Here is a 24,861-nt window from a genome sequence, read left to right on the forward strand (position 1 = left end):
AAACGCCGTCCCCTCCTGCTAAGGGCCGCGACTTCGCTGCTGGTCGGTAACCAGCGGCCTTTCGGAGGTTCAAGACGTGAAAAAAGGCATTCACCCCGATTATCACACCATCACGGTGCAGATGACCGACGGCACGCAGTTCCAGACCCGCACCACCTGGGGCAAGGAAGGCGATCTTATGACGCTCGACATCGATCCGCTGGCGCATCCGGCATGGACCGGCGGGCGCGGCACGATGCTCGACGCAGGCGGCCAGGTCGCACGCTTCAACAAGCGTTTCGGCGCGATGTCGTCGATCGGCAAGAAGTAAGCTTTCACGTCGGCGCCCCCTGGCGTGGCGCCCCGTGCTCGAGCCGGCTCGTTCCCCGTTGGGGAGCGGGCCGGTTCTGCGTTGGGCCCGGAAATTCGGGTGGTCGCGGCATCGCTAACCGCGCCTTAACGATAGAGGCATAGATTTGCCGTCTCGCGACCGCCGCGGGGAGGAATTGCCGATGATCGCCGCCGAATTCGAACCCGCCATCCGGACCGAGCGCCGCCGCAGCCCGCGCTCGCCGATCTCGCTCGACGCCAAGATGGGGCGCGGTGGGCTCGATCGCGCCTTGTGCAAGGTGACCGACATCTCGCTGCACGGCGCCAAGATCCACACCTATTCGCCGATGACCAAGGGCTCCATGATCTGGCTGACCTTGCCCAAGATCGGGCAGATCATCGCGACGATCATTTGGGCCGATGACTATGAAGCGGGGTGCCAGTTTCGCGAACCGCTCGATGACCACGCCTTTGCGCGCTTGACCGGCAAGACGCTTGAACTGGCCTGATCAGGGCGCCGCGAGTTTTCGCGTAAAATCGATGAAGGCGCGCAGCGGTGCGGGCGGATTGCGGCGACCCGAATAGTATAGGAACGGCCCGCGAAAGGCTTGCCACCAGTCCTCCAGCACCGGGACCAACGCACCGCTTTCGAAATGCGGCCGCAGCCAGTCTTCGAACAGGAAGATGATCCCGGTCCCGGCGATCGCCGTCGCGACCGCAAGATCGGTTCCGGCATGGACGACGGTGAGCGGTCCGCTCGGCTCGACCAGCACGATTTCGCCGGCGCGCTCGAATTCCCATGGGCCCACCCGTCCGCCCGTCGGGCGGCCGCCCAGACACGCATGGTCCAGCAGATCGCGAGGGTGGCCGGGAACGCCGTGCTGCGCGAGATAGGCGGGGGCGGCGGCGGCGGCAAAGCGCTGTTCGCGCGGGCCGATCGGCACCGCGATCATGTCCTGCTCGAGCCGCTCGTCATAGCGGATGCCCGCATCGTAGCCCGCCTCGACGATATCGACGAACCCGTCCTCGGCAGTGATCTCGAGCCGGATGTCGGGATAGGCGGCGAGGAAGCGCGGCACGATCGCGGGCAGGAACAGCCGCGAGGCACTGATCGGCACATTGAGCCGCAGCGTTCCCGTCGGCGAATCACGAAAACCGTTGACGATATCGAGCGCGGCCTCGATTTCGGCGAGCGCCGGCGTGAGGCGGCTGATGAGTTGCGCGCCCGCCTCGGTCGGGAGAACGCTGCGCGTCGTGCGATGGAGCAAACGCACGCCGAGACTCGCCTCGACCCGCCGCACCGCCTCGCTCAGCCCCGAGGCGCTGCCGCCGCCGCTGCGAGCAGCATCGCGAAACCCGCCGGCGCGCGCCACGGCGAGAAAAGCGGAAAGATCTTCCAGGCTGGCCACTGTGCGCGGTTTCGCACGGGGCGTGCCGATTGTCTCGTCTAATCATACAGCAGCGCGGGCGCTACATGCTGGCCACCATCGAGCGAGGAGCGCAGCATGACGAGTATCGACAAGGCCGGGACGTATCGCCTGGGCGAGCGCCGGGTGAAGCGGTTGGGGTATGGCGCGATGCAACTGGCGGGGACGGGCGTATTCGGCCCGCCCAAGGATCGCGACGCGGCGATCGCGGTAGTACGCGCCGCCGCCGAGGCGGGGGTCGATCATATCGACACGAGCGATTTCTACGGCCCGCACATCACCAATCAGCTGATCCGCGAGGCGCTGGCCCCCTATCGCGACGATCTGACCCTCGTCACCAAGATCGGGGCACGGCGTGGTGCCGATGCGTCGTGGAACCCGGCCTTTTCCGAGGCCGACCTGACGCGGGCGGTCCACGACAATCTGCGCAACCTCGGGGTCGAAAGGCTCGACGTGGTCAATCTGCGCCTGATGCTAGGCGATGGGCATGGCCCGGCAGAAGGGTCGCTCGAGGCGCCGCTCACCGTGTTGGCCGAGCTGCAGCGGCAGGGGCTGGTGCGCCATATCGGGCTCAGCAATGCGACGGCGACCCAGATTGCCGAGGGCCGGCGGATCGCCGAGATCGTCTGCGTCCAGAACCAGTACAATCTCGCGCACCGCGAGGACGATGCGCTGATCGACGCGCTGGCGGCGGACGGGATCGCCTATGTTCCCTTCTTTCCGCTGGGCGGTTTCTCGCCGCTTCAGTCGAGCGCGCTCGACAGCGTGGCGCACGAATTGGGTGCGACGGCGATGCAGGTTGCGCTGGCCTGGCTGCTGCAGCGATCGCCGAACATTCTGTTGATCCCGGGCACCTCATCACGCGTGCATCTCGCGCAAAACCTCGCAGCCGCCGAAATTGACTTGCCCGAGACGGCGGTCGCGGCGCTCGATGCGATCGCGTCGACGGAGGCGTATTCCTAAGCGCGGATTCGCGCGGGCCGCAGCGTGAGGATCAACTACGCTGCGGCTTGCACGCAAGGCCGAAGTCGATGCATTGCTGCCGCATGGCCCATTTGCTTTCCTTCGGTGCGGCAGGCGTGAGTTTGCTCCTCGCGCTGCCGGCTGCGGCGCAGGACGCCGCGCCTGTGGCGATGAGCTTCGAGGCGGCATCGCAGGCGCTGGGCAAGGGCTCGCGCGCGCTGAGCGCGGCGGATCATGAGGTGCGCGCGGCACAGGCGACGGCCGATGCGCTCAAGGCATTGCGGCGGCCAGTCGTGTCGGCCTCGGCGAGTTTCGTCGAATATCAGAAGACGCTGGCGATCGACCTTTCGGGGACGAAGAACGATCTGACGGGCGTGACGAGCGATTTCCTTGCCGGTTTGCCCGGGCAATTCCCGCCGGGCTTTCAGGAGATCGTCACCCAGGTGACACAGCGCGTCGGCGCGGCGCTGCCCGGGCTTTTGTCGGCAATTCCCGATACGCTCCGCTTCCAGACGCGCGATTCGGCCTTTCGCCCGACGGTGACCGCCGCGCTGCCGCTCTACACCGGCGGCGCGATCCCCGCGATCCAGCGCGGCGCCCAGGCCGGGGTTGCCATCGCCGAGGCAACGCAGGCGCAGGGGCGCGATCTGTCGCAGCTCAATCTGGTACGCACCTATTTTGGGCAGCAAGTCGCCGAACAGCTCGCCGCCTCGACGCGTGCGACGCGCGAAGGTTTCGACCGCCACCTTTCCGACGCGCGCAAGCTGGAGCAGCAAGGCGTCCTGTCGCACGCCCGCGTGCTCGAAATCCAGGTAGCGCGCGATGCCGCCGACCGTGCCTATCTGCGCGCCGATCTCGAAGCGACGACTGCGCGCGATACGCTCGCGCGGTTGTTCGATGCCGAGGGCGGGGTGCAGCCGACCACGGCCTTGTTCGTCAACGCGCAGCCGCTGCCGCCCAAGGCCGAGTTTCTCGCCGCGACCGATCATCCGCAGGCGCGCGGCGCCGACGCGGCGCGCGCGGTCGCGGCGGCGGGGGTTGACCTGGCGCGCTCGCGCTATCGCCCGCAGGCGTTCGCGTTCGGCGAGTATAATTTTAACCGCAACGACGCGCTGCCGACCGAGCCCGACTGGATTGCAGGTGTCGCGGTGCGGATGACCTTGCTGTCGAACGTCGACCGCCGAAAGACGCTCGACGCGGCGCATGAACGCGAGCGCGCCGCCGCCGACAGCGCGGCCGAGATCCGCAAGACGATCGCGACGCAGACGATCCGCGCTTATGATCTGACCGAGACCGCGCGACGCACCTTCCTCTCGCTCGACAGCAGCGTTGCGGCTGCGGAGGAGAATCTGCGCGTCCAGGCGCTGTCGTTCCGCGAGGGCGAGGCGACGTCGGCGGCTGTCATCGATGCCCAAGCGGCGATCGCAACCGTCCGTACCCAGCGGATCGCGGCGGCGTATGAATATGATCTCGCGCTGGCGGGGCTGCTCGTTGCCAGCCACCAGCTCGACAGTTTCGGCGGCTATCTCGCGCGCGCCGACCACCGCCTGGGGCCAGTGACGCCATGACCGACAGTCCGCGTAGCAAACGCAACCTCCGGCCGCTGTTCTACGCCGCGTTGATCCTGGTCGCGATCCTGCTCGCGATCGGCCTGTGGCTCGCCAGTCGGCCCGCGCCCGAGCAGTTGCAGGGAATGGTCGATGCCGACGAGGTCAATGTCGCGACCAAGGCGCTGGCGCGCGTCGATCGACTGTTCGTCGACGAGGGCGCTCATGTCCGCGCCGGGCAGGTGCTCGCCGAGCTGTCGAGCCCCGAGATTGCCGGCGGGCAGGCGCAGGCCAAGGGCGCGTTGCAAAGCGCGCAGGCGGTGCAGTCGGAGACCGAGCAGGGCGCGCGCGCTGAAGACGTCGCGAGCGTCAAGGCGGTCTGGCTGGCGGCGCAATCGGTGGCCAATCTGGCGCAGGTCACCAGCCGCCGGTCCGAGACGCTCTATGCCGAGGGCGTGATCGCGGCGCAGCGGCGCGACGAAGCCGTCGCCGCTCGCGAAAGCAGCGCGCGCCAGGCCGAGGCCGCACGCCAGCAATATCTCAAGACGCTGGCGGGCGCGCGGCCGCAGAACAAGGCGGTCGCTGCGGCACAGGTCGATATCGCCCGCGCCGCGCTCAATACGGCGACCGCGCTTGGCGGAGAAACGCGGCTGGTCTCGCCGATCGCGGGCGAGGTTTCGCGCAAGCTCGTCCAGCCGGGTGAAGTGGTCAGCCCGATCGTTCCCGCCTATCAGGTGATCGACGTCGCGCATCCCTGGGTGTCGATGACGGTGCGGGAAGACCAGTATCGCGGCATCGCCATGGGCAAGATGCTGAGCGGCAAGGTCCCCGCCCTCGGGACGACCGCGACATTCCGCATCTACAGGATCGCACCACGCGCCGATTTCGCGACGTGGCGCGCGACGCGGCAATCTTCGGGCTATGACGTGCGCTCGTTCGAGGTGCGGCTGCGTCCCGTCGGCACGCTCGCCAACCTGCGGCCCGGCATGAGCGTGTTGTTCGACTGGCCGCAATGAGCGCGTTCGGGAGCGCGTTTGCCCGCGCGCTGTCGGCGGAGTTGGCGCATCTGCGCGGGTGCCGCTGGGACCTGGCGATGCTGACGCTGATGCCCGCCGCCCTGCTGTTCGCGATGGGGGCGATGCTCTTTGGAGGCGTCGCGCGCGACCTGCCGATCGCGGTGGTCGATCATGACGCGACCAGCGCGAGCCGGGCGCTGGTGCGCGCGGTGGATGCCTCGCCGGCGGTGCGGATCGTCTCGGTCGGGGGGGATCTGCCGGACGCGCTGACACTGGTCCGGCGCGAGCAGGCCTGGGCGATCGTCGAGATCCCGCGCGGCGTCGGGCGTGGGCTTGCGCGTGGCACCGCGCCGGCGATCCACATCCGCTATCAGGCGAGCTTCCTGTCGACCGGATCGCAAGCGGTGCGCGGCATCACGAGTGCCGTAACAGCGGAAAGCGCGGATCTCGTCGCCGCGCAGTTGAGCGCCCACGCGCTGCCGGTGATCCGGGTGACGCCGCTCACCGTCCAGGTCACCGCGCTCTACAACGCTGCGACGAGTTTCGAATGGTATCTGCTGTCGCTCATCAACCCGGCGGTGCTGCACCTGCTGACCGCCTGCGTGACGGTGATGGCGCTCGGCCGCGAGCTCCGCGACAAATCGCTCGCCGCCTGGGCGTACGCGAGCGGCGGGGTTGCGCCGGCACTGCTCGGCAAGATGCTGCCCTATGTCGCAGCGATGAGCCTGTGGGGCGTGGTCTGGCTGCTCTATCTGACGCTTGCGCGCGGATGGCGGGTCGAGGGTAGCATCGCGCTGATCGTCGCGGGGCAGTCGCTCTTCTATCTCGGCACCGCGGGCATTTCGGTGTTGCTCGTCGCGGTGACGCGCGAGACCGCGACCGGACTTTCGGCAAGCGCCGTCTATGCCGGCTCGGCGCTCGCTTTCTCGGGCGCGACCTTGCCGCTCGACGGCGGCAGCGGCTTTGCCCGTGTCGTCAGCGCGATCCTGCCGTTGACGCATTATCTCGCGCTGCAGATGGGGCAGTTCGTCGGCGATGCCGCGTCCTCCGCGGGTGGGCCGATGCTGACGCTGACCGCCTATGTCGGCCTTGCCGGAGGGATTGCGGTCCTGCTGATCGCGCGCAGCGCCCGGAGCGCGGCATGAGCTTTCGCGCAGGGTTCGAGGAAACCTGGCGTGCGGTGCTGACGTCGCGCACGCTGGTCAGCACGATGCTGCTCGCGGTCGTGCTCTACGCCTTTTACTATCCCGCGCCGTATGCGCACGAAGCGGCGCAACGCGTTCCCGTGCTCGTCGTCGACCAGGAGGATAGCGGGCTGACGCGCGACGTGCTGCGCGATCTCGCGGCGACGCGCGGGGTGCGGATCGTCGATACCGTCGCCGACATGCCCAGCGCGACCGCGCGGATGCGCGCGGGCGAGGCGGACGGGATCATCCTGCTGTCGCGCGGCGTGACGCGGTCGCTGTTGACCGGTGCGCCCGGCGGCGGGGTCGGCGTGTGGGTCAAGGCGGCGTATCTGCTGCGCGCGAGCGCGATCGGCGAGGCGGTGAGCGCGGCGCTCGCCGGTGCGGCCGAGCGTCGGCTTGGAAGCGCGGCGCGCGCCCTGGGTCTGCGCACCCCGGTCCGCGTTATCCAGGAGCCGCTGTTCAACACCAGCGCCGGCTATAAGGACTATGTCTTTCCCGCGGTGGCGAGCGTGATCCTCCAGCAGACGCTGCTGTTCGGCGTCGCGACCTTCGTCGCTGGACGGCGGGAGCATGGTGCCCCGCCGATGCGCCGCGCGGCATTTTTCGGGGCCTGGGCGGCGATGACACTGCTCGGCGTGTTCGCCGCCTTCTTCTATTTCGGCTTCATCTTCTGGCTGCAGGACGTGCCGCGCGGCGGCAACATTCCCGCCTTGCTGCTGACGGTGCCGCTCTTCGCCGCAGCGGTGGCGGCGCTCGGGCTGTTCCTCGGCGGGCTGTTCGATCGCTCGGAGCGCGCGATGGCGGTGCTGGTGCCAACGTCGGTGCCGCTCTTTTTCCTGACCGGTTCGGCCTGGCCGCTCGACCAGATGCCCGCCTGGCTGGCGGCGCTGGCGCATCTCGTGCCCTCGACGCTCGCAGTGCATATCTTCGTGCCGCTCAACCAGATGGGGGCGCGACTGAGCGACGTTGCGGGCGATGCCGTCGCGCTGGCGGCTGAGGCACTGGTCTATGGTGCGCTCGCCGCCTGGCTGCTGACGCGTTGCGCGGCGGCGACCGATCCCGAACGTTAGCGCGGCGCGACCGAGAAGCGGTAGACGATCACGTTACGATAGGTCTGCCCCGGGTCGAGCCGCGCCGACCCCAAAGTCGGCTGATTGGGCGTATCTGGAAACACCTGCGGCTCGAGCGCGATGCCGTCGCCCTGGCGATAGGCATGGCCCGACTTGCCAACCGCGGTTCCGTCGAGGAAGTTGCCGGTATAGAGTTGGACGCCCGGCTGGTTCGACAGGACTTCCATCGTGCGCCCGCTCACCGGATCGGAGACGCGCGCCGCAAGCCGCGGCGTCGCGCTGACGGTGCGGGCGAGCACGTAATTCTCATCATAGCCCTGGCCAAAGACAATCTGCGGATCGCGCGCGTCGCGGATCCGGCTGCCGATCACCATCGGCTTGCGGAAGTCGAACGGCGTCCCGGCGACTGGGCGAAAGCTGCCCGTCGGGATCAGCGTGGCATCGACCGGGGTCGTGGCATCGGCGGGGATCGTCAGCACCGCGTCGTAGATCGACCGCTGCGCCGCTTCGCCGCCGAGATTGAAGAAGCTGTGATTGGTGATGTTGACGACGGTCGGCTTGTTCGTCGTCGCGCGATAATCGACCGTGAGTTCGTTGGCGTCGTTGAGCGAATAGGTCGCAGTGACCTGAAGCTCGCCGGGATAGCCTTCCTCGCCATCGGCGCTGGTATAAGCGAGCGTCACGTGCGGGGTGGCGCCGCTCGCGACTTCGACGATCCGCCATGGACGCTTGTCGAACCCCTTCACGCCGCCATGCAGCGCGTTGGTCTTGTTGTTGAGCGCAAGCGTATAGCCTTTGCCGTCGAGCGTGAAACGCCCCGCCTTGATCCGGTTGGCATAGCGCCCGACCGTCGCGCCGAAATAGTTGGGCGCGGCAAGATAGCCCTGCATATCGGCATAGCCGAGCGTCACGTCGGCGAGCTTGCCGTCGCGGTCGGGAACATCGACCCCCTGCAGGATCGCGCCATAGCTCAGGATTCGCGCGCGCATCCCGTGGCTATTGGTCAGGGTAACCACCTCGACCGGGCTGCCGTCGGCAAGCGTTCCAAAGGGCGCGCGATCCGCACTTGCGGCAGTCGCCGCCGTGGGCGCGGCAAAGCCGAGCGCAAGCGCCGCGAGCGCAAAATTCCGAGGCATGGCAATCCCTTCCAGGAGTCTAGTGACGCGGGGCGGTCGATGCGAAATCGACGCGAACCCCTCGTGCTTATAGTCAGACAACAGAAGGCAAAGCGCAAGGCCTCGTTGGCGTCGGCGTTTGGAGACGGTGACGGCTACAGGACCGAACCGAGCGCGTCGCCGCGCCCGGCTTGGTACGCCCGATCAGCGCGTCAGCGCGATCTGTGTCGCCCGCACCGGCGCGGCGACGGTGAAGGCCAGCGTTCCCGCAGCGCCGTCCAACTGCCCGGCGATCGGCTTGCCATTCTGCGACACTTTGGCGACGCCGGTCCAGCCATGTACCGTAACGGCGATCTGCTTCCACCACGGGGTGAAGCTGCCCTCGCGCGCGTCGAACGCGATCGTCAGCCCGTTCGCGGTCGCGCTGCAACGGACGGTCTGGCGCAAATAGCCGCGGCGCTGATAGGCGAGCGTGGTGCCGTCATCCTCGTAGAGAGTGCCGACGCAATCCTCGCCCGGATAGAGATCGAGCATCAGCGGCCCCGACGGGGTCTGCGCGGTGCTCTGGACGAGCGGCTGGCGCGGAAGGATCGTGCCCGCGCGGACGAACACCGGCAGGCGATCGAGCCGCGGGGTTTCGCTGACGCGGTCGCCCTTGGCATGTTCGGTGGGCACAGCTTGCGTCGCCGACTGGATCGGGCCGGCGGTGGTCGGCTCGGGCGTGCCAGCGCGCTGGCCCGTCCAATAATCATACCAGCCGCCAGCGGGGAGGCAGACGTCGTAGCGCTGCGGTGATTCGGGGCTTGGCGGCGGTGCAATGAGCAGCGCCTTGCCGAGCGTGAACGCCATCGACTGATCGCAGCCCATGTTCGCCGCGCTTGGGTAATCGTAGAAGACGGGGCGCATGATCGGATCGCCCAGCCGGCTGTTCTGGTCCGCCAGCGCATAGAAATACGGCATGAGACGATAGCGCTCCTCGACGAAGCGGCGGCGGATCGCGAGATGATCGGGGCCGTCGACCCACGGCTCGACCCGCGGCGTGCCGGTTGCCGAGTGATCGCGGAAGACGGGGGTGAACGCGCCGATCTCGAACCAGCGGGTCAGCAAATCGGGGCTCGGACCACCGGCAAAGCCGCTGACGTCGGCGGCGCTGTAGGCGAAGCCTGACAGGCCGAGGTTGATGATCTGGTGGACCGAGAGTTTCAGATGGTCCCAGGTCGCGCTGTTGTCGCCGGTCCAGGTAACCGAATAGCGCTGCCCACCGGCATAGCTAGCGCGCGTCATCACGAATGGGCGCTCATTGGGGCGCAGCGCGAGCAGGCCGTCATAGGTCGCGCGCGTGTTCTGCATGCCGTAGACGTTGTGGATCTCGCGATGATCGCCGGTGCGGCCGGCGAAATCGTCGCTGGCGATGCGGTGCCGTGTGTCGAGCGGCATCGTCTTGGTCGGCGTGTTGAAGATCGCCGGTTCGTTCATGTCGTTCCAGAAGCCCGCGATACCGTCGTCGAGAAAGCCCTTGTAGAGTGTGCCCCACCACTTGCGCGATGTGGTTTGGGTAAAGTCGGGGAAGACCGACGGTCCGGGCCAGACCGGCGCGACATAGTCGCTGCCGTCGGGATTCTTGACGAAGGCGTCGGCCGCCTTGCCGCTGGCATAGGGCGCATAGCCGCTATCGACCTTGGCGATGTGGAGATCGGTGATCGCGACCAGCTTGATCCCCTCGGCCTTCATGTCGGCGACGAGCTTGGGCAGCTCGGGGAAGGTCTTGGGGTTGGTGGTGAAGGGGCGGTTGCGGTCCTGATAGTCGATGTCGAGCCAGATCACGTCGGTCGGCACGCGGTCGGCGCGCAGGTGTCGCGCGATCTCGCGCACCTCGTCGGCGGACATGTAGCTGTAGCGCGACTGCTGATAGCCGAGCGCCCATTTCGGCGCGAGCGGCGCGCGGCCAGTGAGCCCGGCATAGCGCCGCGTCACGTCGGCAAGCGTCGGCCCGGCGAGAAAATAATAGTCGATCGGGCCGTCGGGGCCGCCGAACGCGAGCGTCTCGGCATCCTTGTGGCCGAAATCGAACCAGGTGCGGTAGGTGTTGTCGAGCAGGATACCATAGCTGCCGCCCGCACCACCGGTCGCGGCGAAGAACGGGATCGACTTGTAGATCGGATCGTCCGAGCTCGAAAAGCCGAACGCGTCGGTGTTCCAGTCGACGAACGCCTTGCCGCGGCGGTCGAGCCCGCCGGTCTTGTCGCCGAGGCCGTAGAAATGCTCGGTGATCGGCAGCCTCTTGGTCAGCGTGAAGGCCTTGCCGTCGACGGTCGCTGGCGCCGCATCGGCGGAGATGATCTTGCCGTCGAGCGTCTCGAACGTCACCGCGCCCCCAGCGCCGATCCGCACGCGAAGCTTGTCGGTGGTGAAGCCGTCCGCGGTTGGCGTGACCGCCACGCGGGTCTTGCGCTCCGCGGGGAGGACCGCCCAGCTGGCGTCCTCGGGATAGACGCCGCCACGCGCGATGCGGACGCGGACGAGATCGTCGCCGAGCGCGATCAGCCGCATCTTCAGCGCGCCCGCGGTGACTTCGACGCCGTCTTTTGCCGGAGTGAGGGTCGGCGCGGGGGCAGCGCTCTGGGCGTGCGCGACGACGGTGGTGAGCGGCAGCGCGACGGTCGCGAGCAGCAGCGCGAGGGGGAGGCGTTTCATGACAGGTCTCTCAACAGATTACCGGGGGAGGTGGTCGGTATGGGGGCGGAAATTGAGTGCGCAGCGGCGCAGGAAGTCGTCGATCTTGGCCATGTCGATCCGCTCAATATCGGGGCCGGGGGGAACAAGCCGGGCGTCCTCTGGAAAGGTGCCGTAGCCCGCGAAGAGGCAGTGCCAGCTGATCGCGTTGTAATAGCGTGCGATGTCGCGCTGTTCGACCTCAACGGCGAGATCGGCGCCGGTGAACCAGGCCGACATCACGCACTTGAGCGTGTCGGACGGCTCGATCGCGCGCGCCGCCGCCCAATAGCCGTGCGGGTCCACCTGACGCTGGTTGAGACGATAATGCGCGACGATATAGTCGCGAACGCCGTCGTAGCGCGCGGCGATGCGCGCGTTGAAGGGGGCCCGCGCCTCGGGGGTGAAGCCGTCTGCGTCGACCGCGTCGAGGAATGCCTCGACCGTGGCGATGACGATGTGCAGCGCGGTCGCCTCGAGCGGCTCGAGGAAGCCCTGCGCGAGCCCGACCGCCAGCGCATTGTGCGACCAGCTTTCGGCGACACGCCCGACGCGCATCGAGAGATGCCGCGCGGTGCCTTCGTCGCCGACGTCGAGATACGCCCGCAATTCGGCCTCGGCCTGGTCGCGGCTGAGGTGGTGACCGGAATAGACGTAGCCGTTGCCAGTCCGGCTGGTCAGCGGGATACCCCACACCCAGCCGGCCGATAGCGCGGTGGCGCGCGTCTGGCTTGCCACCGGCGCCGCCGCATCGCGCGGGGTCGGCATGACCACCGCAGAATCGTTGAACAGCGAGTCGCCATAGCCGACGAACGGGACACCAAGCGTGCCCTCGAACACGAGGCTGCGAAAGCCGCTGCTGTCGAGGAAGACATCGCCTGCGATCCGCTCGCCGCCGCCACACAGCAACGCCGCGATGCCGCCATCTGCGCGGCGCTCGACGCCTTCGACGCGGTGCTGGAGGTGGGTGACGCAAAGCTTGGCCACCGCGTGCCGGCCGAGGAACGCGCCGACCTTGTAGGCATCGAAGTGATAGCCGTAGCTCACTTCGAACGGAAAGCTTTCGGCGGGCTGCGGCGCGCATCCCGCCGCCGCGAGCCGTGCCGGGAGCAGGAACTGGTCGGGGTGCGCCGCGACGTCGCGGCCGGTGCGGCGGGCGCGCGTGTTGTAGAAGAACGCGCTTGTCGTATGGCTGTTGAGCGCGGTCGGGAAGGGATGGAAATAGCGCTCGAACCCCTGACGATCGGACCAGCCGTCGAACCCGATGCCGAGCTTGTAGGTCGCATCGCACGCCGGCATCCACTCGGCTTCAGCGATGCCGAGTTGGTCAAAGAAAGCTTTCAGTTGCGGGGTCGAGCCTTCGCCGACGCCGACGATGCCGATCTCGGGGCTTTCGACGAGCGTCACTCGCGCGTTCGGCCAGCGATGCGCGATCAGGCACGCCGCGATCCAGCCCGCGGTTCCGCCGCCAAGGATCACGATCGCCGTGTCGCGCGCGAAGTCCTTGGGGGCAGGGCTCACAAGCGCAGCACCAACCCGGCAAAGGCGGGAAGGGTGGTTGCCGCGGGCTCGTCGGTGGCGAGCAAGGTCGTGCCGGGCTGCTCGACACCCGCCGGCCAGGCACGCGCGGAAGCGCTCATATTGAAGAGGCATAGCAACCGCTCGCCGTCGTCCTCGCGTTCGAACGCCAGTACCGCCGCGTCGCTGTAGCGCATGCGCAAATTGCCCGACCGCAACGCCGGATGCGCGTTGCGCGCGGCGATCACGCGGCGGGTCCAATTGAGCTGCGAGTCCGGATCGGCATCCTGCACGTCTACCGCGAGCGTAGCGTGATCACCACCGAAGGGCAGCCACGGCGTCGCGCTGCCGAAGCCGAGGTCGAGCGCTGCGCCCGTCCACGGCATCGGCGTGCGGGCCCCGTCGCGCGACAGCGTCATCGGCCAGTTGGCGATCGCCTCGGGATCGAGCAGATCCTCGAACGCGATGTCGACCTGCGTCAGACCGAGCTCCTCGCCCTGATACAGGAAGATGTTGCCGCGCAGGCACGCGAGCAGCAGCAGCTTCATCCGCGCGAACGCCCGTGCATGGTCGGGGCTGGTCCAGCGCGACACCGCGCGTGGCGCGTCGTGATTTTCGAACGCCCAGCTCGGCCAGCCGATCGTCGGATCGTTCGGCCAGCGCGCGAGCGAGTCCACGACGAGGTCTGGCGTCAGCGCTTCGGCATAGAGGAAATCGAAGCTGTACGCGCTGTCGAGCCGCTTGCCGCCCGCGGTGAACAGTTTCATCTCGCGATCGCTATCCTCGCCACCGATCTCGGCGACGGTAAAGCCCGCCCCATACTCGTCGAGCAACGCCCGGATCCGCTCGAGGAACGGCGGAATGTCCGAATGGCCTTGATTGTGGAGCTTGAGCTGGAAATCGAAAGGCCGTGTCCGTGCGCGGTTGGTGGCAGGGGCAGGCGGGTTATCCGTCAGCGCCGGATCGTGCATCGCAAAGTTGATCGCGTCGAGCCGGAAGCCGTCGACCCCGCGATCGAGCCAGAAGCGCGCGGTGTCGAGCAGTTCCTGCTGCACCGCCGGGTTGTGCCCGTTGAGCTGCGGCTGTTCCTTGAGGAAGTTGTGGAGATAATATTGCTGGCGCCGCGCGTCCCAGGTCCAGGCCGGGCCGCCGAAAACGGATTGCCAATTCGATGGCGGGCTGCCGTCGGGCTTGGCGTCGGCCCAGACGTACCAGTCGGCCTTGTCGCCCGATCGGCTCGCGCGGCTCGCCTCGAACCACGGGTGCGCGTTCGAGGTGTGCGAATAGACCTGGTCGATAATGATCCGCAGCCCGAGCGCATGCGCTCGCGCGATCAGCGCGTCGAAATCGGCGAGCGTGCCGAAGATCGGGTCGACATCGCGATAGTTCGCAACGTCATAGCCGAAATCCTTCATTGGCGAGGTGAAGAACGGCGACAGCCAGACCGCGTCCATTCCGAGCGAGGCGACGTGCTCCAGATGTGCGGTGATGCCGTTAAGGTCGCCGATCCCGTCGCCGTTCGAATCGGCGAAGCTGCGCGGATAGATCTGGTAGATGGCGGCGCCCTTCCACCAGGGGGCAGGGGCGGCGGGATCGGGCTGGACGGCAGGGGCGGGCATAGGACTCATTCGCTGGGGAGGCGGGCAGGAGTGGCGGCGCAGATGGCGTAGCCGAGCGGCGGGAGTGTGATCGCGGCCGAGCCGGGGGCGGTGACCTTGGCGGGGCAGGCGCCGGCCAGCGTGGCGAAGCCGGCCGAGCGCGCACCGACTTCGACATTGGCGGTGAGCGGCTGGCTTGCGGTGTTGAGCACGACGAGGATCTCGTGTCCGTCATCGTCGCCGCGCGTGAAGGCGAGCAGGCCGGGTTTGTCCGACGCGAAACGGACGACGGTGCGGCCGTGGCGCAACTTCGCATGGGTCTGCCGGATCTGCGACAGACGCGCGATCGTCCGGAAGATTGGATTGTCGGTGCCGAAATGCGGCGTCGCGGTCGTACTGGTGGTACCGATCAGGCGGTTGTCGTTATAGTTCGCGACCTGGCTCGCGAACAGGTCCTCGCGCGCATCCTGGTCACCGCCATGGCCGGTGAAGCCCTGCTCGTCGCCCGAATAGATCGTCGGCACGCCGCGCGCCGAGAGCAGCAGGACGTGCGCGAGTTCGAGCCGCTGGAGTCGCTCGGCGTCGGTCGCCTTGGGCCAGGCCAGATCGAGCATATGCCCCATCCGGCCCATGTCATGATTGCCGAGAAAGGTCGGCAGCCGCAGCGCGGTGGCGTCGCCGCCCTGATACAAAACGTCGCCGTCGATCAGCTTGGCGAAGACGTCGGTCCCCGCTTTGCCGCTCAGCATCGCGCGGGCAGCCGCCTGGAACGAGAAATCGAGCACTTCAGGATAGCCGTCGCGGCGCGTGAATTGCGCGGTGTAGCCGGGGTCGACGGCTTCCGAATAGACTTCGCCGAAGATCGGGAAGTTGGGGATACCGCGCGCGGCGGCGCGCGACTGCATCGCGGGGATGAACGCCTGCCAGAATTCGGGGTTCACGTGGCGCGCGGTGTCGATGCGGAAGCCGTCGACGCCGAAGCGATCGATCCAGCCGCCATAGATCGCGATGAACCCGGCGATGACGCGCGGATCCTCGGTCATCACGTCGTCGAGCCCGCTGAAATCGCCGTAGCGCGCGGATTCGCCGGCAAAGGTCGAGTCGCCGCGATTATGATAATAGCGCGGGTCGTTGAGCCAGGCCGGGACCTTCACGTTCGCTTCCGCCGCCGGAACGAACGGGGTGTAGGCATAGGCGGGATCGGTCAGCTTCGCGAAATTCTCGGGCGTCTGCACCGCATCGCCGGCAAAACCGGCGTTGATCGGTTTGCCCGTGACGCCAAGGCGGCGCTGGTATGGATAATCCGCCTTGCCGCGATACGCACAACTCTTGCCGACGCATTCGCGGTACTGGATCACGTCGGCAGTGTGGTTGGCGATGATGTCCATATAGACCTTCATCCCGCGCGCGTGCGCCGCGTCGACGAACGCCGCGAATTCGGCGTCGGTGCCGAAATGCGGATCGACGTGCGTGAATTCGGTGATCCAATAGCCGTGATAGCCGGCGCTCTCATGCCCAGCCGCGCCCTGTACGGGCTTGTTCTTGAACACGGGCGCGACCCAGATCGCGGTGACGCCGAGCGCCTTGATATAATCGAGCCGCCGCGTCAGCCCCTTGAGGTCGCCGCCATGATAGAAACCCTTGGCGGTCGGATCGTAGCCCGTCGTCAGCCGGTCGCCGGTCAGCCCGCCCTTGTCGTTGGCCGTGTCGCCATTGTCGAACCGGTCGGGCAGCACGAAATAGATGATCTCGTCCTCGGGCAGGCGCGCACGCACCTGCTCGACGGGGATCGCGGTCGTCGGGCCGGCAAGCGCGAACAGTAAGGCGGCGGCAAGGCTCATGCCGTCACCGGCGTCGGCGCGGCGCAGTAGCGCGCGATGAAGTCGGCATGGCTTGGCATCTGGGCAACCTCGCGGGCGTTGAGCTGGTCGATCGTATCGAGGAATTCGGCGAGATCGGTGGCCGGAATCGCGTCGGCGAGCGGGTGGTGGCCCGCCGGCATCACGCCCTGTCCCGCGAACACCTGAAGCCAGCCGACCTCGGTGAAGAGCTCTTCATGTTCGCGGGTGATGTGGCCGTTGCCGCGCCACAGGTCGATCTTGGCGGCAAGCGTTTCGGGCAGTTCCGCCTCGCGGCACATCCGCCAGAACGGCTCGCTCCGGTCATTGGCGTGATAATGCAGAATGATGAAGTCGCGGATCCGTTCGTACTCGAAATCGCTCTGGCGGTTGAATTCGTCGCGGTCGGCTTGCGGTATGGCGCGGCCGGGCAGCAGCTTCATCAGTCGCGCGATCGCCGACTGGATCAGATGGATGCTGGTCGATTCGAGCGGTTCCATGAAACCGCCCGAAAGGCCGATCGCGACGACGTTGCGGTTCCACATTTTCCGCCGTTTGCCGGTACGGAACTGGATCGGGCGCGGGTCGGCGAGCGCTTCGCCGTCAAGCCCGGCGAGCAACGTCGCGGTCGCCTCGTCGTCGCTCACATGCGCTGAGGAATAGACCAGCCCGTTGCCGGTGCGATGCTGCAGCGGGATGCGCCATTGCCAGCCCGCTGCCTTTGCGGTCGAGCGCGTATAGGGGGTGAACGTCTTGCTACGCTCAGACGGCACCGCGATCGCGCGGTCGGCCGGGAGCCAGTGTGTCCAATCGTCATAGCCGGTCTCGAGCGTCTGCTCGATCAGCAGCCCGCGGAAACCCGTGCAATCGATGAAGAGGTCGGCGCTGAGCGTAGTGCCGTCCTCGAGCAGCAGCGTCGAGATATCGCCGCTCTCGTCCTGATCGACGCGAACGACCTTGCCCTCGATCCGATTGATCCCGCGCGTTTCGCTGTATCTGCGCAGATGGCGCGCATAGAGGCCGGCGTCGAAATGGAAGGCCGACGGCATGTCGGGTAGCACCCGCGCGGTCCGCGCAGGTCCACGCTGCATCCGGTCGGCCAAGGCCGCCTGGTTGTTGAGCGAATAGGCGACCAGGTCTTTAGCGCTGCCGAGAGCTTTGGCGCGCAGCCAATATTGGTGGAACGGCAGCAAGCCGACATCGCGCCCGACCGCGCCGAACGCATGCATGTAGCGATGCCCTGGACGCAGCCAGTCGACGAACTCGATGCCAAGCTTGTAGGTGCCCTGCGTCGCGCGCAGGAATGCATCCTCGTCGAGCCCGAGCGCGTCGTTGAACAAGCGGATCTGCGGGATCGTCGCTTCGCCGACGCCGACGGTGCCGATCTCATCGGATTCGACCAGATCGATCTCGAACCCGGTCTCCAGGAAGCGTGCGAAGGTGGCCGCCGCCATCCAGCCTGCGGTGCCGCCACCGACGATGACGATCCGGATCGGCCCGGTCGGCTCGGATAGATTGACCATGGTCCGCGTCCCCGCTTCTTCAACACCCGACTCGCGGAACGGCGGACAGCGAAGGATGTCGCTGTCCGCCGTCGGTCGCGGTCAGAACTTGTAGGTTACGCCCAGGTAATAATCACGACCGTAGCGCTGGTAATCGATCACCTGGCGCGGGTCGTCATTCTGGTACGTTACGAACGGGCGGTCGGTCAGGTTCTTCGCCTGGGCGAGGATCGCGAAGTTCTTGAGGAACCCGCTCTGGAACTCATAGCCGATCTGCGCATCGAGAATGCCCTCCGACCGCGCGGTACGATAGGTCGGTGCCGCCGACAGACCCGCGACTTCGGCGAGGAACGACGAGCGGTAGCGATAGTTCACGCGCGCCTGGAAGCCGTGCTTCTCAAAATACACGGTGCCGCTGCCGGTCCATTTGGACAGGCCGGGCAGGGTGATCGCCTGAGTCGGGTTGCTCGCGAACTTGATCTCCGACTCGGTGTAGTTGCCCGAGACGAACATGCCGAAGCCGTCGAGCGCTTCACTGACCATCTTGAACGGGAGCGAGATCGTCCCTTCCACGCCGATCACGCTGCCGCGACCGGTATTGGCCGGCGCGCTGACATTGCCGATCGCCAGCTTGTTCGCCGTGACAATCGCCTGCTGCGCCGGCGACAGCGCGCCAAGCAGCGAGGAGAAGTCATAAGCATAGCTGTTGTTCGGATCGACGAAGTCGGTCAGGTGCTTGTAATACCCCGACAGTGCGACATAGCCGCCACCCCGGAAATACTGCTCGAACGACATGTCGATATTGGTCGACTGGTACGGCTTGAGCGCGACGTTGCCACCCGACGACGTGAAGACCGGATTGAGGCCGGGATTGAAATTGTTCGGCACGATATTGGCGATGTTGATCGCCACGTCCTGCGTGACGCGCTCCTGGTCGAGACGCGGGCGCACCATCGTTTGCGACGCGCCGAGCTTGACGTAACCCAGCGGCACCAGCTCGACCGCCATCGTCGCCGAGGGCAGGACGTTGGTGTAGCTGATCTTCTGCGAGGCCGGCGCAATCGTCACGACGCCGTTGACGACGCTCGCGATCTGGCCGGTCGACCGCTGCTCGCTATGCACGACCTGCGTGCCGATCGAGCCCTTGAGCGCCTTGCCGCCGACATCGCCGTCGATATTGATCTTGGCATAGCCGGTATAGACGTTCTCGGTCACGACGTTGTCGCGCACCAGCGACGACGGGCGGTTGTCGTAGAAGGTGTTGTAGCTGTTATTGTAGAGATACAGCGGATCGAGCGCGAGCACCGCGGGAACGCCGAGATAGTCGAGCGGGATCTTGCCGAGGATCGCCTGGGTCGGGATCGGTGCCGAAGTCGGCGTGCCGCTGGCGACGGTGCAGTTGCTGCCGGTGCCCTTGGGGCACAGGAAGAACGACTGGTACGCGCTGGTCTTCTCGCGGCGGCTGTAATTGGCGCCGGCTTCCCAGCTCTTGACGATGCTGTTGTCGAATTCGCCGTTGAGGTTCGCCCGGAGCGACTTGAGGTCGTCCTTGAAGCTCGGTCGGTTGAGGAACCCCGACTGTACGACGGCCTGCGTGCCGTTATAGCCCCAGCCCTGCGGATCAGTCAGCTTGAACACGCTGGTGTTGGTGTAGTCGAGCGTCGGCACGATCTTGTAGGTGCCGTTGCCCTGCTGCGAGACCCTCACCGTGTCGTCGGGCCCCGTGCCGCCGTACCCGACGCCGGTATAGGTCTCGAGCAGGAAGTCGGTGCGCGTCGCATGGCTCCAGCTCGCATCCACGTTGAGGTGGATCTTGTCGCTGAGCTTGAGATCGTTGTTCCAGCCGAGCGAGAAATTCTCGGCCTTGCGCTGGTTGTAGTCGTTACGCTGGATCGCATGGACGCCCGTGAAGGTCGTCGCGGTGGCGAAGCCGTTGGCGACGGTCACGCCGCTCTGCGTCGGGCTCGAGAAGCCGAGCGGGAATTCGATCCCGCGCAGATGCTGGGTTTCCTCGAAGTGCGAATAGAGCGCATCGAAGGTCGAATGGAACACGTCGGACGGACGCCATTCGATCGTCGCGACACCGCCATAGCGCTTGAGCTCGTTCGACTGGACGTAGGGCTTGGCGCCGCCGAGCACGAACGGGCTCGCCGCGGTGCCCGAGCCGGCATAGCCCCAGGCATTGTAGCGCTCGTCCTGCGACGGGGTGAGCGTCGCCGATGCGCCGAGCGCGATGCCGAGCGTGTCGCCCGCGAACTTGTCGACATAGGTCGCCGACGCGCGATAGCCGTAGCGTGAGCTGTCGGGGTTAAGGTTCTTGATACCGTTCATCTGACCGCGCGCGCTGACCGCGAGGACGCGCTTGGCCTGATCGAGCGGGCGCAGCATGCGCAGGTCGACCGTGCCCGAGATGCCGGCAGCGACGAGCGAGGCGTCGGCCGACTTGTAGACATTGACCGTCTTGAAGAATTCCGAGGGATACTGGTCGTATTCGACGCCGCGATTGTCACCGACGGTGACCTGTTCGCGGCCGTTGAGCAACGTGGTCGAGAAATCGGGGCCGAGGCCGCGGATCGACAGGCGCTGGTCGCGGCCTTCGAGGCGCTGTGCGGTGACGCCGGGAAGGCGCGCGAGCGAGTCGGCGATCGACACGTCGGGCAGCTTGCCGACGTCTTCGGCCGAGACCGAGTCGACGATCAGGACCGACTGGCGCTTGATCTTGGCCGAGGAGTCGAGGCCGGCGCGGATGCCGGTGACGACGATGTCGCCGTCGGGCGTGGCGCTCGCGGTGGGCGCAACATCGGCGGCGGTCACGGGTGCTGGCGTCGTCGGCTGCGGCGTGGGATCGGCCTGGGTCGGGATCGCCTCGGCCTGCGCCTTGGCGGTCGGATTGGCGTTCGGCGTGGTCGTCGCATCTTGCGCGAAGGCGGCCGACGGCAGCAGCAGCGCCGCGGTGATCGCGGCGGTGCTGGTGTACAGGCCAAGGCGTGCCGTCATCGAAATGCGGCGCAGCGGCGCGCACGCGCGATCCGCGCGGCTCGACTCGAAATCAGTCATGTGGTGTTCCCCATCAGGCGGGCCCGGCCCGCACATCCTCGCTTCAGTTTCCTCGACGTCGTGAAACAGCGTCGATTGGCCCGGCACGGCTATATTTCCGGCGGTAACATTCGGAAAGGATCGGGCATACGTATTCACGAATAGGCTGTCGTCAGCCGATCGCTTGGCGCAGTATCGCTGGTGCCAAGCAGCGCAGGACTCGCTTTTCCCGATGGCCAGACGACCGACCTCCCTTGATATCGCACAGCTGGCGGGCGTCTCGCAGCCGACAGTGTCGCGTGCGCTTCGCGGGGTGAAGTCCGTCAATCCGCAGACGCGCGCGCGGATCGAGGCGATCGCGCGCAGTCTGCATTATGCGGTCGACAAGAACGCCTCGAGCCTGCGCAGCCAATCGTCGAACACGCTCGCGCTGCTGTTCTTCGAGGAAGCGGCCGATGACGATGCCGCGATCAATCCGTTTTTTCTGTCGATGCTCGGCTCGATCACGCGTGCCTGTGCCAAAGCGGGGTATGACCTGCTGATCTCGTTTCAGCAGCTGTCGGGCGACTGGCACGTCGATTATCAGGACAGCCACAAGGCCGACGGGATCATCCTGCTCGGCTATGGCGATTACGAGGCGTATCGCGCGCGACTCGATCATCTCGTCGAACAGGGCACGCACGTCGTGCGCTGGGGCGCGGTCGGCACGGGGCCGGCGGGGATCACGGTCGGATCGGACAATCGCGGCGGCGGCGCGCAGGCGACCGCGCATCTCATCGCGCAGGGACGACGCCGGATCGCTTTTCTCGGATCGGCCGACAGCCGCTATCCCGAGCTCGAGGAGCGCTATCGCGGCTATCTCGATGCGCTGGCGGCGGCAGGGTTGGTGCCCGATGCCGCGCTGCGCGTCGATGCGACGACGGCGGAGGAGCCGGGGCAGGCGGCGGTCGAGACGCTCGCGCAACGGGGCGTGGCCTATGATGCAATTTTTGCGGCAAGCGACAGCATCGCGATCGGCGCGATGCGTGCTCTGGCGGCGGCAACGCGGCGCGTGCCCGACGATGTCGCGATCGTCGGGTTCGACGATATCCCCTCGGCGTCGCTGACCAGCCCGCCGTTGTCGAGCGTCGTGCAGGATACGCGGCGCGCGGGGGAAGTCCTGGTCGACACGCTGCTTGCGCAGTTGCGCGGTGGGACTGGCGAACCCGCGCCGCTCCCGACGCGGCTCGTGGTGCGGGCCAGCAGCGCGCGATAACAGGCGACGTCCGCCGCGCGCCTCAGTCGTCGAACAGGAACAGGTTGAGCGTCAACCGCCCCGCAAGCGGATCCGCGCTCAGCGCCACCTCGGGCGGGAGATAGGCGCAGTGCAGGGTGTTGCCGGGATAGACGAGCGCGCGGTTGTATGCGCCGGACTGCAGCGCGATCTGCTCATAAAGGGGCGTGTCGCCGGAGATGTAACTGGGCTCGGGCATCCCGTGGAGGCGCACATCGTCTTCGAGCGTCGCGGTAAAGCGTGCGAGCCGCTCGGCATCGACGCTCTCGAAACCCGTTTCGCGCTGGCGGTAGAATGCGGTGCCACCCTGCGCGCCATGACCGAGGAACAGCAGCACCGCGATCCGACGCGGCTCGACCCCGTCGAAATGCGGCAGCCGCTGGATCGGCGCGAGCGCCGTGGGCGGCGTGGTGACGAGCGAATAATAGGCCTCCGACACGCCGGGCGCAGGATCGAACCCGAAATGCTCGGCGAGCATCGGCGCGATCTTGCGGCGCATCGTCTCGGCGAGGCGGGCGGGCACTTCGACACGGACGCCGGGATAATGCGGGCCGATCGGCCCCATCCGCAACGCCGCGGCGTCTTCGCGCAGCATGGCGGGATCGGCCCAGAAATCGTCGATGACGAGCAACGGGCGGCCTTCCTTGCCCTGATGATGGACGCTGACACTCTTCATGACGGGCTTCATGGGACGCCCAACGGGGGCTCGGCAAGGCCTTGCACCGCTTTGCGCATTCGTATGCAGGCTTGTGCCGTCTTCGGCTTGGCGCCACGCAGCGGGACAAACACCCCGGGCCGATCGTCAGGCGCCGGGCGGGGGAGGCAGCGTTGAACGAAAAACCGGTGCAGGGCTTTGGCGGCCTGTGGAACATCAGCTTCGGCTTTTTCGGCATTCAGATCGGCTTTGCGCTGCAGAACGCCAATATGAGCCGAATCTTTCAGACGCTCGGCGGTTCGCTCGACGATCTGTCGTATCTGTGGGTCGCGGCCCCGCTGACCGGACTGCTGATCCAGCCGATCATCGGCCATTACAGCGACCGCACCTGGAACCGCCTCGGCCGGCGGCGCCCCTATTTCCTCGCCGGCGCGGTGCTCGCGGCGCTCGCTTTGTTCGTCATGCCCGAAGCCAAGATCCTGTGGTTCGCGGCGCTGACGCTGTGGGTGCTCGATGCTTCGGTCAACGTGTCGATGGAGCCGTTCCGCGCGTTCGTCGGCGACATGCTGCGTAAGGACCAGCACACCGCGGGGTATGCGCTGCAGACCGCGTTCATCGGAGCAGGCGCCGTGGTCGGGTCGATCTTCCCGTTCGTGCTGGCGCATCTCGGCGTGTCGGGCGCGGCGCTCGGTGGAGTGCCCGATACGGTGCGCTACAGCTTCTGGTTCGGGGGGGCGGCGCTGCTGCTGGCGGTGTTGTGGACGGTCGGCAACGTCAAGGAATATAGTCCGGCGCAAATGGCCGCGTTCGGCGAGCGCGATCCGGTCGAGGGTCTCGACGAACCGATGCGCGCGCTTGCCGCGCGCGGACTGGGGCGCAGCCTCGCGTGGATCGTCGGCGGGGTTGCGATCGTCGCAGGCGTTCCGCTGCTGGCCCTGCAGAAGGAAGTCTACCTGCTCGGCGCGCTGTTGATCGCTTATGGGGTGGCGAGCGTGGTTGCGATCCGGCTGGCGCGCGCCGGCAATACCGACAACGCGCTCAGCATGATTGTCGGCGATTTCGCAGGCATGCCGCTGGTGATGAAGCGGCTGGCGCTGGTGCAGTTCTTCAGCTGGTCGGCGCTGTTCATCATGTGGATCTTCACGACCCCCGTTGTTGCGCAATATATGTTCGGCGCGAACGACCCGAAAAGTACCGCGTACAATGTTGGCGGGGACTGGGTCGGCGTGCTGTTCGCCGTCTATAACGGCGTGGCGGCGCTGGCCGCCTTGCTCGTCCTGCCGCGGCTCGCGGCGCGGATCGGCAAGGTCAGGACGCATATCGCGTGCCTGCTGTCCGGGGCGGCCGCCTATGCCAGCTTCTTCGTGATCCGTGACCCCAACTGGCTGATCCTGAGCGAGGTCGGCGTCGGCATCGCTTGGGCATCGATCCTGGCAATGCCGTATGCGATCCTCGCTTCGAGCCTGCCGCAAGCCAAGCTCGGCATCTATATGGGGTTGTTCAACGTGTTCATCGTCGTCCCGCAATTGCTCGTCGCGACGGTGATGGGATCGGTGCTGAAAGCTTTCTTCCCGACCGAGCCGATCTGGACGATGGCGTTTGCTGCGATCGTGATGGCGCTGGCGGCGCTCGCCATGCTGCGCGTTCCGGAGACCGGAGAGCGCCGCGTCAGTTGAGCGCGATCGCGGCGATCAAATCGCCGTGGTGGACCGGTTTTTCGAGCACGGCGGCAAAGCCCGACGCGCGCGCGCAGCGTTCCTGCTCGAGCGATGGCGTGCCGGTGATCAAGACCGCGCGCCCCTCCCACCCGCGACTTTGCAGGATGCGCAGCACCGCGATGCCGTTACTGTCGGGCGGGGCATAATCGGTGATCAGGATGTCGGTGGCATCGCTGTAGCCGCCCTGCAGCACAGGCGCTGCCGTCCCGAACGAGCGAACGTCATAGCCGTGCCAGTCCAGCACCAATTGCAGCTGACGGCGGACGCCTTCATCGGCGTCGATCAGGAGGATACGGGGGCGGCGGCGCGGAACGGCAACGGAAAGGTAGGTCATAGGCACCCGGTGGATCAGAGCGTCGATACTGCTCGGACATGGT

General features: G+C 66.8%; 19 protein-coding genes. 9 read left to right on the plus strand and 10 right to left on the minus strand.

Annotation, left to right across the window (positions count from 1 at the left end; all coding sequences use genetic code 11):
• The first annotated feature begins 76 nt into the window (after positions 1 to 76).
• Both rpmE and ACVWYO_RS19495 read left to right on the plus strand, forming a co-directional pair.
• The gene (rpmE, locus tag ACVWYO_RS19490) at positions 77 to 310 is read left to right on the plus strand and encodes a 50S ribosomal protein L31 (RefSeq protein ID WP_010186706.1); all 234 of its coding nucleotides are present in this window, start codon (positions 77 to 79) and stop codon (positions 308 to 310) included.
• Positions 311 to 491: 181 nt separating this feature from the next.
• Complete coding sequence (locus ACVWYO_RS19495) at positions 492 to 818, plus strand: PilZ domain-containing protein (protein WP_457353622.1); 327 nt, start codon at positions 492 to 494, stop codon at positions 816 to 818.
• Here the strand turns inward: ACVWYO_RS19495 and ACVWYO_RS19500 are convergent, their stop codons facing one another.
• Positions 819 to 1,718 (minus strand): LysR substrate-binding domain-containing protein, encoded by a 900-nt coding sequence (locus tag ACVWYO_RS19500; protein WP_457353625.1) that lies wholly within the window; start codon positions 1,716 to 1,718, stop codon positions 819 to 821. It abuts the gene before it with no gap.
• Positions 1,719 to 1,814: 96 nt separating this feature from the next.
• Here ACVWYO_RS19500 and ACVWYO_RS19505 point away from each other — a divergent pair, with 96 nt between their 5' ends.
• From ACVWYO_RS19505 to ACVWYO_RS19525, 5 genes are all read left to right on the plus strand, one after another.
• Positions 1,815 to 2,699: an aldo/keto reductase family oxidoreductase gene (locus ACVWYO_RS19505; protein ID WP_457353627.1), complete on the plus strand. Its 885-nt coding sequence runs from the start codon at positions 1,815 to 1,817 to the stop codon at positions 2,697 to 2,699.
• A 116-nt stretch (positions 2,700 to 2,815) separates the two neighbouring features.
• Entirely contained in the window at positions 2,816 to 4,267 is a 1,452-nt protein-coding gene (locus ACVWYO_RS19510) for a TolC family protein (protein ID WP_457353629.1), read from the plus strand.
• Entirely contained in the window at positions 4,264 to 5,262 is a 999-nt protein-coding gene (locus tag ACVWYO_RS19515) for an HlyD family secretion protein (RefSeq protein ID WP_457353631.1), read from the plus strand. Before ACVWYO_RS19510 ends, ACVWYO_RS19515 begins: the two co-directional genes overlap by 4 nt.
• Complete coding sequence (locus ACVWYO_RS19520) at positions 5,259 to 6,407, plus strand: ABC transporter permease (protein ID WP_457353633.1); 1,149 nt, start codon at positions 5,259 to 5,261, stop codon at positions 6,405 to 6,407. Before ACVWYO_RS19515 ends, ACVWYO_RS19520 begins: the two co-directional genes overlap by 4 nt.
• A complete protein-coding gene (locus ACVWYO_RS19525; protein ID WP_457353636.1) occupies positions 6,404 to 7,519 on the plus strand; it encodes an ABC transporter permease in 1,116 nt (371 codons plus the stop codon). The genes ACVWYO_RS19520 and ACVWYO_RS19525 overlap by 4 nt, the downstream gene beginning before the upstream one ends.
• Here ACVWYO_RS19525 and ACVWYO_RS19530 read toward each other — a convergent pair.
• From ACVWYO_RS19530 to ACVWYO_RS19560, 7 genes are all read right to left on the minus strand, one after another.
• Positions 7,516 to 8,655 carry an aldose epimerase family protein gene (locus tag ACVWYO_RS19530; protein ID WP_457353638.1) on the minus strand — a complete coding sequence of 380 codons (1,140 nt, stop codon included), beginning with the start codon at positions 8,653 to 8,655 and terminating at the stop codon, positions 7,516 to 7,518. The two genes, ACVWYO_RS19525 and ACVWYO_RS19530, sit on opposite strands and share 4 nt — an antisense overlap.
• A 183-nt stretch (positions 8,656 to 8,838) precedes the next feature.
• A complete protein-coding gene (locus ACVWYO_RS19535; RefSeq protein WP_457353641.1) occupies positions 8,839 to 11,328 on the minus strand; it encodes a TIM-barrel domain-containing protein in 2,490 nt (829 codons plus the stop codon).
• An 18-nt stretch (positions 11,329 to 11,346) separates the two neighbouring features.
• Positions 11,347 to 12,867, minus strand: coding sequence for a tryptophan halogenase family protein (locus ACVWYO_RS19540; protein WP_457353643.1), 1,521 nt, complete (start codon positions 12,865 to 12,867; stop codon positions 11,347 to 11,349).
• On the minus strand, positions 12,864 to 14,483 hold the full coding sequence (locus ACVWYO_RS19545) for an alpha-amylase family glycosyl hydrolase (protein WP_457353645.1): 1,620 nt from the start codon (positions 14,481 to 14,483) through the stop codon (positions 12,864 to 12,866). Before ACVWYO_RS19545 ends, ACVWYO_RS19540 begins: the two co-directional genes overlap by 4 nt.
• A 5-nt stretch (positions 14,484 to 14,488) precedes the next feature.
• Positions 14,489 to 16,303: an alpha-amylase family glycosyl hydrolase gene (locus ACVWYO_RS19550; RefSeq protein WP_457353647.1), complete on the minus strand. Its 1,815-nt coding sequence runs from the start codon at positions 16,301 to 16,303 to the stop codon at positions 14,489 to 14,491.
• On the minus strand, positions 16,300 to 17,823 hold the full coding sequence (locus tag ACVWYO_RS19555) for a tryptophan halogenase family protein (RefSeq protein WP_457353649.1): 1,524 nt from the start codon (positions 17,821 to 17,823) through the stop codon (positions 16,300 to 16,302). Before ACVWYO_RS19555 ends, ACVWYO_RS19550 begins: the two co-directional genes overlap by 4 nt.
• Positions 17,824 to 17,904: 81 nt before the next feature.
• Positions 17,905 to 20,859 (minus strand): TonB-dependent receptor, encoded by a 2,955-nt coding sequence (locus ACVWYO_RS19560; RefSeq protein ID WP_457353651.1) that lies wholly within the window; start codon positions 20,857 to 20,859, stop codon positions 17,905 to 17,907.
• Between the two features lie 211 nt (positions 20,860 to 21,070).
• Between ACVWYO_RS19560 and ACVWYO_RS19565 the strand changes: the two genes are divergently transcribed.
• A complete protein-coding gene (locus tag ACVWYO_RS19565; RefSeq protein ID WP_457353653.1) occupies positions 21,071 to 22,093 on the plus strand; it encodes a LacI family DNA-binding transcriptional regulator in 1,023 nt (340 codons plus the stop codon).
• Positions 22,094 to 22,115: 22 nt separating this feature from the next.
• Here the strand turns inward: ACVWYO_RS19565 and ACVWYO_RS19570 are convergent, their stop codons facing one another.
• Positions 22,116 to 22,787: a DUF6445 family protein gene (locus ACVWYO_RS19570; protein WP_457353655.1), complete on the minus strand. Its 672-nt coding sequence runs from the start codon at positions 22,785 to 22,787 to the stop codon at positions 22,116 to 22,118.
• Between the two features lie 152 nt (positions 22,788 to 22,939).
• Between ACVWYO_RS19570 and ACVWYO_RS19575 the strand changes: the two genes are divergently transcribed.
• Positions 22,940 to 24,442 (plus strand): MFS transporter, encoded by a 1,503-nt coding sequence (locus ACVWYO_RS19575; RefSeq protein WP_457353657.1) that lies wholly within the window; start codon positions 22,940 to 22,942, stop codon positions 24,440 to 24,442.
• Here the strand turns inward: ACVWYO_RS19575 and ACVWYO_RS19580 are convergent.
• Complete coding sequence (locus tag ACVWYO_RS19580) at positions 24,435 to 24,818, minus strand: response regulator (RefSeq protein WP_457353659.1); 384 nt, start codon at positions 24,816 to 24,818, stop codon at positions 24,435 to 24,437. The two genes, ACVWYO_RS19575 and ACVWYO_RS19580, sit on opposite strands and share 8 nt — an antisense overlap.
• Positions 24,819 to 24,861: the final 43 nt, after the last annotated feature.

The organism is Sphingomonas sp. UYP23 (assembly GCF_054059235.1).